Annotated in this window: 11 protein-coding genes, 1 tRNA gene and 1 pseudogene; 6 read left to right on the top strand and 7 right to left on the bottom strand. The window is 61.1% G+C overall.

Annotation, left to right across the window (positions count from 1 at the left end):
• The coding region (locus EN781_RS34815) for a hypothetical protein (RefSeq protein WP_210213480.1) at positions 1 to 579 on the top strand (579 nt) is incomplete at its 5' end.
• A gap of 356 nt (positions 580 to 935) precedes the next feature.
• Here EN781_RS34815 and EN781_RS17200 read toward each other — a convergent pair.
• Complete coding sequence (locus EN781_RS17200; protein ID WP_245492604.1) at positions 936 to 1,142, bottom strand: transcriptional regulator; 207 nt, start codon at positions 1,140 to 1,142, stop codon at positions 936 to 938.
• A gap of 170 nt (positions 1,143 to 1,312) precedes the next feature.
• On the opposite strand from EN781_RS17200, the gene EN781_RS17195 reads away from it, so the two are divergent.
• Complete coding sequence (locus EN781_RS17195; RefSeq protein WP_126058587.1) at positions 1,313 to 1,945, top strand: hypothetical protein; 633 nt, start codon at positions 1,313 to 1,315, stop codon at positions 1,943 to 1,945.
• Positions 1,946 to 2,205: 260 nt separating this feature from the next.
• Here EN781_RS17195 and EN781_RS17190 read toward each other — a convergent pair whose 3' ends face one another.
• Together EN781_RS17190 and EN781_RS17185 are read right to left on the bottom strand one after the other, a co-directional pair.
• Complete coding sequence (locus EN781_RS17190) at positions 2,206 to 2,430, bottom strand: hypothetical protein (protein WP_126058588.1); 225 nt, start codon at positions 2,428 to 2,430, stop codon at positions 2,206 to 2,208.
• Positions 2,431 to 2,601: 171 nt separating this feature from the next.
• Positions 2,602 to 2,678: transfer RNA gene (locus EN781_RS17185), tRNA-Met, on the bottom strand.
• Between the two features lie 240 nt (positions 2,679 to 2,918).
• Here EN781_RS17185 and EN781_RS17180 point away from each other — a divergent pair.
• The gene (locus EN781_RS17180; RefSeq protein WP_126058589.1) at positions 2,919 to 3,884 is read left to right on the top strand and encodes a Gfo/Idh/MocA family oxidoreductase; all 966 of its coding nucleotides are present in this window, start codon (positions 2,919 to 2,921) and stop codon (positions 3,882 to 3,884) included.
• 42 nt (positions 3,885 to 3,926) lie between these two features.
• Here the strand turns inward: EN781_RS17180 and mnmA are convergent, their stop codons facing one another.
• Entirely contained in the window at positions 3,927 to 5,117 is a 1,191-nt protein-coding gene (gene mnmA, locus EN781_RS17175; protein ID WP_126058590.1) for a tRNA 2-thiouridine(34) synthase MnmA, read from the bottom strand.
• Positions 5,118 to 5,378: 261 nt separating this feature from the next.
• On the opposite strand from mnmA, the gene EN781_RS17170 reads away from it, so the two are divergent.
• A complete protein-coding gene (locus tag EN781_RS17170; protein ID WP_006203587.1) occupies positions 5,379 to 5,654 on the top strand; it encodes a DUF1153 domain-containing protein in 276 nt (91 codons plus the stop codon).
• Between the two features lie 68 nt (positions 5,655 to 5,722).
• Here EN781_RS17170 and EN781_RS17165 read toward each other — a convergent pair whose 3' ends face one another.
• Entirely contained in the window at positions 5,723 to 6,649 is a 927-nt protein-coding gene (locus EN781_RS17165; protein WP_126058591.1) for an NADP-dependent oxidoreductase, read from the bottom strand.
• Between the two features lie 89 nt (positions 6,650 to 6,738).
• Between EN781_RS17165 and EN781_RS17160 the strand changes: the two genes are divergently transcribed.
• A complete protein-coding gene (locus EN781_RS17160) occupies positions 6,739 to 7,143 on the top strand; it encodes a helix-turn-helix domain-containing protein (RefSeq protein ID WP_126058592.1) in 405 nt (134 codons plus the stop codon).
• 67 nt (positions 7,144 to 7,210) lie between these two features.
• Here the strand turns inward: EN781_RS17160 and EN781_RS17155 are convergent, their stop codons facing one another.
• Positions 7,211 to 7,588: a flagellar export protein FliJ gene (locus EN781_RS17155; RefSeq protein WP_126058593.1), complete on the bottom strand. Its 378-nt coding sequence runs from the start codon at positions 7,586 to 7,588 to the stop codon at positions 7,211 to 7,213.
• A gap of 449 nt (positions 7,589 to 8,037) precedes the next feature.
• On the opposite strand from EN781_RS17155, the gene ctrA reads away from it, so the two are divergent.
• A complete protein-coding gene (gene ctrA, locus EN781_RS17150) occupies positions 8,038 to 8,733 on the top strand; it encodes a cell cycle two-component system response regulator CtrA (RefSeq protein ID WP_006203583.1) in 696 nt (231 codons plus the stop codon).
• Positions 8,734 to 8,817: 84 nt separating this feature from the next.
• Here ctrA and EN781_RS35325 read toward each other — a convergent pair.
• Positions 8,818 to 8,962: pseudogene (locus EN781_RS35325) on the bottom strand (response regulator); the annotation flags it as partial.

The following is an 8,962-nucleotide window of genomic DNA, read 5'->3' as shown; positions in this document are numbered from 1 at the left end:
GCATGGTTGACACGTATAAGGCAGGCGGCGCGCCGACATGTGCAAAAGACCGGCGTCAACGTACGTGGATACCCGCTTTGGCGGCAAGAGGACGATGATGTCTGCCGCTCGCTTTATCCGGATTACAAGGCCCTGTCGGCCGCATTGCCCGACAGATCCCGGAAGGCTCTGGAATTCCGGTGCTGGCGTCTGAAAATCACGAGACGCAACAGGATTCTCACCGAGGAGGAGGAGCGGCGCTTTCGGAAAATATATCGCTCGGGCACTCAGAAAGATCTGTACGAAGGATTCCCCGATTTAACGGCCGCCCAGCTTTATGATTTCGGACGTCGGCGAGGCCTAAAGCGCCCTCGCCTCCAATGGGTCCGCACCGGAGACAAACTGCTCGACGATCTCAGGGACGAGTGTTGGCGGCTCGGAATAACCATGGCCGACCTCGACGAGTTTACGCGAACTTCGAATCGCTACTTCGCGCAACATAGATGGTGCCGGTCGCCTGTTAGACACGACTTCGTGCTCAGGGCGATCCGAGAGATGGGTGGAAAGCTGATATCCGGCCAGGTCGAGTGGCCTAGCTGAGCGCAGCACCGAGAACCGGACGAGCGTCGACCTTGACGTAGCGACGCCACTTCCAATCGTACCGTGAGCCGGCCGGGGTTTGAAAACCTCGCGCCGGATTTTCTTTTTTGGCCCCAGCCTTATGGTTGGCCTTCGCGATTCGAGGAGGGTCCTCCTCGGCCGTCTCCTTCAGCGCACAGGCGGCATGCGCTGGGCCGTCAGTTGCTGTTGAGCCCGGGCAGCCCGGGCGCGCCGCGATCTGGTCGTTGTGACGGCTCGCAGCGATGCAGCAGGTGCGATGTTGTGGCCGGTTCAGTTCTCCGAAAAGATGTGATGTCGGCGTTTCGGCGACATCGAACGGCGCGGCGTTGGTTCAATCATGGTTTTCGAACCATCCTGACGCCTATGCCATCGGTCGAAGCCTGGCTGTCTTCCAGGAAGACCACGCCGACGTCAGCCAAGGCAGCATAGATATTGTTCATCGTGTCGAGCCGACCACGTACGATCTGATCGTTCCACTTCTCGAAATTCCTGATGGTGTTGATGCCGACGCCAGCGGCATCCGCAAGCTGCTTCTGATCCATCCCGGCTAGCGCGCGAGCGGCTTTTATCTGGTTTCCAGTCACTGGCATTTGGTGCCCCCATATCGCCATTTGGTTTTTATACACAAATAGGTGTTGACACAAGAAGCAAACGCTCTCATGGTTAAATTACCTCGCAAATGGGGTATTAAACCCAACTAGGAGATAGAGCAATGCCGAACAACCGTGTTCGGGCTGCCGCCGAAGGTTTGCCCACAATCAACCGCCGGGCCGCTCTCGTCATGAGCGGATCGGGCCTCGCTGCTACGCTGCTCGGCGTCAGCATCTCTGCTGCCAATGCCTCGCCCGCGCCGGCGGTCGGCAAGCTTTCAGGCCTGGAAGCGACCTTCTTTGTCGAATGGACCAAGCTTCGGGCCATTGAGCCCGAGCACGCTGCCGCGGAGCGCCAGTACTTTGAAGAGCGGGCCAAACTGGTCAAGCCGGTCAGGCGTGAGCTTACAGCAACCGAGGTAGAAGCCTTTCGGAAGATGACCGTCGCCGAACTTAGTGACTGGCGTCATCCTGGGCGCATCGAATTTGATGAGCCCATCCGGGCTTACAACAAAGCCGAATGGGCGATCCGCCGACAGACGGGTTTCACCAAGATTGATCGCGCCTATCAGCGCCAGCACAGCCGCGTTTCGGTGGCAGCTGGTCGGGTGATCCGCTACCCCGCGCAAACTTTCGAGGACATCGCCACGAAAGCGCGGGTGCACAAGGCGTGGGGGTTCGACTGCAGCGATCTCGAATGCGTCATGAAAGATATCGCCCGCATTGCCCGCGGGGGAGGGTTGTCTGTCGGTTAGTCAGGCCATTTTACGGAACCGGCCCGCTGCCTCACGGTGGCGGGCTATTTTGTTTTCACCCCAGCACTCTCAAGACCTTTTCGCACCCCCACTAAGAACGGCGTGAAATTCGCTGGTGTGGCTGGTTGCGCCGGTAATGCAGGGAGTGCCGCATTCATCCCTCTCACTGTTCGAAATCCAGCCTCGAAGCCTGCCGCGTAGTCATTGTGCGGAATCGACAAATCAATCTCCTCTTGCTCGGGCTCTCTCAGCGACCCGCGTTATGGCCAATCTCGCGGATCTCCCCATGCGCTCTTTTGTGCGTCGTAAGGAATTACCACATCTGCTTTTGGTGGTGTCAGTCCTGGCCAACGAACGAGAACATGAATGTTGCGAGTGTCGTCGACGCCTCGCGCATGCTCTAGCGCAAGCTTCTTGGCGGACTCGATATTGCCGATCGGAACTTTGTTCTGAGTTTTACCATCCACGATGACAAAACATTCCATGGCTGTGCTTCCTCCTTATTCATGTCGCATACCATGTCGCGTGGACCTGCCGATAGTCGCAGGAAACACTTGGAAATCAACGGAAGCTGATTGCAACATGGCGCGACACAAAATCGGCGCGACCGCCCTTGCGGGCAAGCGCCAACGCCTTGATTTCATTAAGGAAGTGGATGGTAGCGGGAGAGGGACTTGAACCCCCGACCCCAGGATTATGATTCCCGTGCTCTAACCAACTGAGCTACCCCGCCAGGGCGGTGAAAGGCCCGAAATCTGCCTCAAACCGCAAGGCATGTCGGGGCGTTCACCAAGGTCGGCGCGGATATAAGGTTGGCAGGGCAAGCCTGTCAAGCTTCGATACGATCAGTCGCCCGGCATATTCGCGCAACCCCAAAAGCTTTGCCGGACAGGCATCTGATCTGGGCTACCGGGGTTGAGTTCGACCGGGCACGTCGCTATGTCTCGGCCACGAAATTCTAGAGTTTGAACGAATGAAGCCGCGCATTGCAGTCCTCGGTTGCGGATACTGGGGCAGCAACCATATCCGCACCCTCAAGGCGCTCGGCGCCTTGCACGCGGTTTCGGATCTCAATCGCGCCCGCGCGGAAGGCTTTGCCAGCGAGCAGGACTGCCTGGCGATCGAACCGGAGCAATTGTTCACCCGCGACGACGTCGACGCCATCATCATGGCGCTGCCGCCGCAGTTCCATGCCGACATGGCGGTGCGCGCCGTCGAGGGTGGCAAGGACGTGCTGGTGGAGAAGCCGATCGCGCTGACGGTGGCCGACGCCGAGCGCTCGGTCAAGGCGGCCAAGGATAATGGCCGCGTCTTCATGGTCGGCCATGTCCTGCGCTTCCACCCCGCCTTCGAGACGCTCAAGGGTCTGATCGACAATGGCGAGCTCGGCGAGGTGCGCTACATCCATTCGCATCGCCTCGGCCTCGGCAAGTTCCATACCGAGAACGACGCGCTGTGGGACCTCGCGCCGCACGATCTGTCGATGATCCTGGCGATCACCGGCACGGAACCGATCGAGGTCAGGGGCGAGGGCGCGGCGCTGCTCGACAATCTCAGCGACTTCGCGCATCTGCACATGCGCTTTCCCAACGGCCTGCGCAGCCATCTGTTCGCATCGCGGCTCAATCCCTATCGCGAGCGGCGGCTGACGGTTGTCGGCACCAAGGCTATGGCGGTGTTCGACGATGTCGAACCTTGGGAGCGCAAGCTTGCCGTCTATCGCCATGCGGTCTGGCAGGACAGCGGCCAGTGGGCCTTCACTACCAACGAGCCGTCCTATGTGGCGGTCGGTGAAGGCATGCCGCTGACGCGCGAACTCGCGCATTTCATGCAATGCATCGAAACCCGGGCCGAACCCCGCACCAGCGGCGAGGAAGCGATCAGGGTGCTGCGCATCCTGACGGCGGGTACAGTCACCCACACCGGATCTTCATCCTGAGCCTGGCCTAAACCGTCCAGAGGATCGTGGCGATGTGCCGCGCTATTCGGCGGGGATCTGCGCCGGGCGGGCGGCAAGCCGCGTCAGCATGGCCTCGGCCTCGGCGCCGCGCTCCGAGCGTTCGATGAAGCCGCCGCCGAACACGCGCGCCTCGTTGCCGTCGTCGGAATAGAGCACGCAGGCCTGGCCGGGCGCGATGCCCGACTCGCCGTCGACCAGTTCCACCGAGGTGACGCCATCGCGGTGATGCAGCACCGCCGGACGCGGCGGGCGCGTCGAGCGGACCTTGGCGAACAGCTCCAGCCCGCCGGCCGGCACGTCGGCGAGCGGCCCGTCGCCCAGCCAGTTCATGTTGCGCAGATAGATCTTGTGCGTCTCCAGCGCCTCGCGCGGGCCGACGATGACGCGGGCGCGGTCGGCGTCCAGATGGACGACATAGAGCGGCTCGCCGGAGGCGATGCCGATGCCGCGGCGCTGGCCGATCGTATAGCGCAGGATGCCTTCATGGCGGCCGAGCACGCGGCCGTCGATGTGGACGATGTCACCGGGATTGGCGGCGGCCGGCTTCAGCTTGGCGATGATGTCGGAATATTTGCCCTGCGGCACGAAGCAGATGTCCTGGCTGTCCTGCTTGGTGGCGACCGTTAGCCCCATCTCCTCGGCGATGGCGCGAACCTGCGGCTTCGACAGGCCACCCAGCGGAAAGCGCAGATAGTCGATCTGCGCCTGCGTGGTGGCGAACAGGAAATAGCTCTGGTCGCGGTCGGCATCGACCGGGCGGTAGAGCGCGCGATGGGCGCCGTTGGCGCCGGAGCGGATGTAGTGGCCGGTGGCCAAAGCATCGGCTCCAAGGTCCTGCGCGGTTGCCAGGAGGTCGGCAAACTTCACCGTCTGGTTGCACGAAACACAGGGTATCGGCGTTTCTCCGGCGACATAGGAATCGGCGAAGGGATCGATGACCGCCTTGCGGAAGCGCTCCTCGTAGTCGAGCACGTAATGCGGGATGCCGAGTGTCTCGGAGACACGGCGGGCATCGTCGATGTCCTGGCCGGCGCAGCACGAGCCGGCGCGATGTGTCGCCGCGCCATGGTCATAGAGCTGCAGCGTGACGCCGACGACGTCATAGCCTTCGCGCTTCAGGATGCCGGCGACGACAGAGGAATCGACGCCGCCCGACATGGCGACGACGACGCGGGTGTTTTCGGGGCGTCCGGGAAGGTCGAGGCTGTTCATTGTACTTTCGTTCTGCGTGGCGTCTGAATGCCAATGGCCGGAATATAGGTCAAGCACCCGCGTGGCGCCAGCGTCTCCCGGACGGGTCGATTTTTTGCCTGCAAAATCAATGCCCGGCGGCGCATCTCTCAAATGCCGAGGAAAACGCTAACGCGACGTTCACGATCCTTACCTAGTCATTAGGGTTCGCTTAGGCAATTTTTAAAGCTGTGGCGGTACTGTGGCGGGGATTGGGTCTTTGAGTTTTTTGTAGAGAGTACGATGACCGATCTGGTTAGACCGCGAGTCAAGTATGTTATCGGGCCTGACGGCAGCCCTCTTACGATTGCCGATCTGCCGCCGACCAATACACGGCGCTGGGTTATCCGGCGCAAGGCGGAAGTGGTGGCCGCGGTGCGTGGCGGCCTGCTCAGCCTCGAAGAGGCTTGCCAGCGCTACAAGCTCACCACCGAGGAATTCCTGTCCTGGCAAGCGTCGATCGACGAATACGGCCTTGCCGGGCTGCGCACGACGCGCATCCAACAATACCGGCATTGAGGCCTGTTCAGGCTAAACGAAGGGCGCGGTAAACCGCGCCCTTCGTTTTTTGTCGGATCGTCCCGCGCTCAGACTGCCAGCACCACCTTGCCGATCGGCCTGGCGGCGAGGAAGGCATGGGCGTCGCCGGCCCGCGCCAGCGGAAAGCTTTCCGCCACATGCACGGCAAGCTTTCTCGCATCGACCAATTTCCCGAGTTCAATGAGACCGTCGCGATCCGGCACCACCGACATGCGCTCGACGCGGATGCCGCGGGCGCCGGCCGTTGCCCTGGTGGCGTCGTGAACGTTAAGCAGCGACACCAGCATGCCGCCGTCACGCACGACTTTCAGCGACTGGTCGGCATGATCGCCGCCGATTGCGTCCAGCACCAGATCGACATCGCCGACCTTTTCGGTGAAATCACCTGCGGTGTAGTCGACGACCTCGTCGGCGCCGATCGAGCGCACGAAGTCGAGCTTGTCCGGACTGGCGGTCGCTATGACATGGGCGCCGTGCGCCTTGGCGATCTGCACCGCCAAATGGCCGACGCCGCCGGCCGCCGCGTGCACCAGCACGCGCTGACCCTTTCTCAGGCCGCCGTGGCGGACGAGGCCTTGCCAGGCTGTCAGGCCGGCCAGGGGCAGCGCCGCGGCGTGGATGTGATCGATGCTTTCGGGCTTTGGCGCAATCTCATCGGCGGGGGCCACGGCCAGTTCGGCGTAGGCCGCCGCCTGCTTCGGAAAGTGCGGCATGCCGAACACCTGATCGCCAACCTTGAGGCCGGTAACATCGGGGCCAAGCGCCTCGATGGTTCCGGAAATGTCCCAGCCGAGGATGAAGGGCGGCTCGCCGAGCAGCGGATAGTTGCCGCCGCGCACCGCGCCGTCGACAGGGTTGATGCCGGCGGCGCTGACGCGGACCAGCACTTCGCCGGCCTTCGGCGCCGGGTCCGGCCGGTCGGCGATGACAAGGACGTCGGGACCGCCGACGGTATTCTGGGTAACGGCACGCATGAGAGGCTCCTCGATGTTGGTGTGCCGCTATCATTTGGATAGTAATATTCTCTTGTCTAGTATGTACCTTATCTATATATAGGCAGCTCATGGATAGTGATTGCGGCGCCCCCTTCGGCTATGATGCATTCCGGCGGACGTGCCCTTCGCACACCGTGCTCGAAATGCTGGCCAGCAAATGGGTCTACCTGACCGTCTGCGCGCTGCGCCGCGGGCGGATGCGCAATGGCGAGCTGGCCCGCAAGCTCGAAGGCATCACGCCGAAAATGCTGACTCAGACGCTGCGTGTGCTCGAGCGCGACGGGCTGGTGCGGCGGGAGATCTTTCCGGTGATCCCGCCAAGGGTCGAATATGAGCTGACCGATCTCGGCCGGAACCTGGCGGGACTGCTCAATCAGATACAGTCCTGGTCGGAAGAGCACGCGCCCGACATCAAGGCGGCCCGCACCCGGGCATCGATGGACCGTCAAGCGGATCTTGCGACGCTGGACTGAGCGGCCGCCAGGCTCCTGGCCGGCGGTTCGCCGGCTTGCGTCGCGCGGATAGCGCTCGTCGGCGGCTTTACCCGATCATTGCGCTGCGGCCGCCGAGTTCGGCGTCGCGAATCTTGGTGTCGCGTGATTCCAGCATCTCTGCCTTGGAAAGCTCCGCTTCAGCTTCGCCGAGTAATGATTCGGCAGTGCTTCGCTGCTGGGCGAGGTCGCTTTGCGAATTTCTCAGGTTGTCGCGGCGCAGGCGCGCCGCCTTGGCGAAGGTCGGATAGGCAAAATGATTGATGTCGGTGATGCCGGCCTTCTTCTCCTCGGCGGCGATCTGCACCTCCAGTTCGACGGCCATGCGTTCGAACTCGGCGATCATCATGTCGAGCTGCAGCAGCTGCCGCCGCTTCTCATTCACCTGAAACTGTTTCAGCCGAACGAGGTTTTCACGTGACTTCATGATTCGGTACTCCCGGAAACGCACACCCGCACATATCGTCCAATCCGCTCGGAAAGGCCCAAGCGCTGCCCGTATCCCCTGGCTTTCCCCCCACTATGGGAAACAAACTCCTAAAGTTTTTTGCCGTTGGTAACCATTCGTTTACGGGCATTGTTAATCATACGGGCGAGGACTTAAGGCCGGGTAAAAATTCCGGCTTTCGACGGGAAGCCGACCAGCGAGTCCCTGGAGTCACTTAGGCTGGCTTATTAATGTGGTGCATTAGCGGTTTTGGTCTGTGATTCGTTATTAGATTCAAGAGGGTGTAGAAAGGGGTTAAAAAATCTGGTATCGTCCTCGGCACGAAATTAGGTTTTGTTAACCATTCGATGGCACCTTCTGTTCAGGCAATCACTGCTCCGGTCCCGGACGGGTCGTGACATGGTCCGGCAGCAGAAAAGGGGAATGAAATGCGTGTTCTGCTGATAGAAGATGACAGTGCAACCGCACAAAGCATCGAATTGATGCTGAAATCGGAAAGCTTCAATGTCTATACGACCGATCTCGGCGAAGAGGGTGTCGATCTCGGAAAGCTCTACGACTACGACATCATCCTTCTCGACCTCAATCTGCCGGACATGTCGGGCTATGAAGTCTTGAGAACGCTTCGCCTGTCCAAGGTGAAGACGCCTATATTGATCCTGTCCGGCATGGCCGGCATCGAGGACAAGGTGCGCGGCCTCGGCTTCGGCGCCGACGACTACATGACCAAGCCATTCCACAAGGACGAGTTGGTGGCGCGCATTCACGCCATCGTGCGGCGTTCCAAGGGCCATGCCCAGTCGGTTATCACCACCGGCGACCTGGTGGTCAACCTCGACGCCAAGACCGTCGAAGTCGGCGGCCAGCGCGTCCACCTGACCGGCAAGGAATACCAGATGCTGGAGCTGCTCTCGCTGCGCAAGGGCACCACGCTGACCAAGGAAATGTTCCTCAACCACCTCTATGGCGGCATGGACGAGCCGGAACTGAAGATCATCGACGTCTTCATCTGCAAGCTGCGCAAGAAGCTCGACGCGGCCTCCGGCGGCCAGAACTACATCGAGACCGTTTGGGGCCGCGGCTACGTGCTGCGCGAGCCGGAAGACATCCGCGTCAGCGCCTGACCCATTCTTTCGATTGCTCTTCAGCACAAAAAAACCCGGCTTCAGCCGGGTTTTTTGTGTTGAATGGCCAATCCTGGCCTGCCGTCAGGCGGCGATCTTCAGGACGCGGAATCGTTCCAGCAATTGCGGCCGGTTGAATGGTTTCAAGAGGTAGCCCTGGGCGCCGGCCCGCTTTGCCCGCATGATCGATGCGACATCGACCTCGACCAGAGAGACCAGGATCTGCGGC

The organism is Mesorhizobium sp. M4A.F.Ca.ET.090.04.2.1, from assembly GCF_003999085.1.
GTDB lineage: Bacteria > Pseudomonadota > Alphaproteobacteria > Rhizobiales > Rhizobiaceae > Mesorhizobium.
This window is presented reverse-complemented; position numbering and strand designations above follow the sequence as displayed.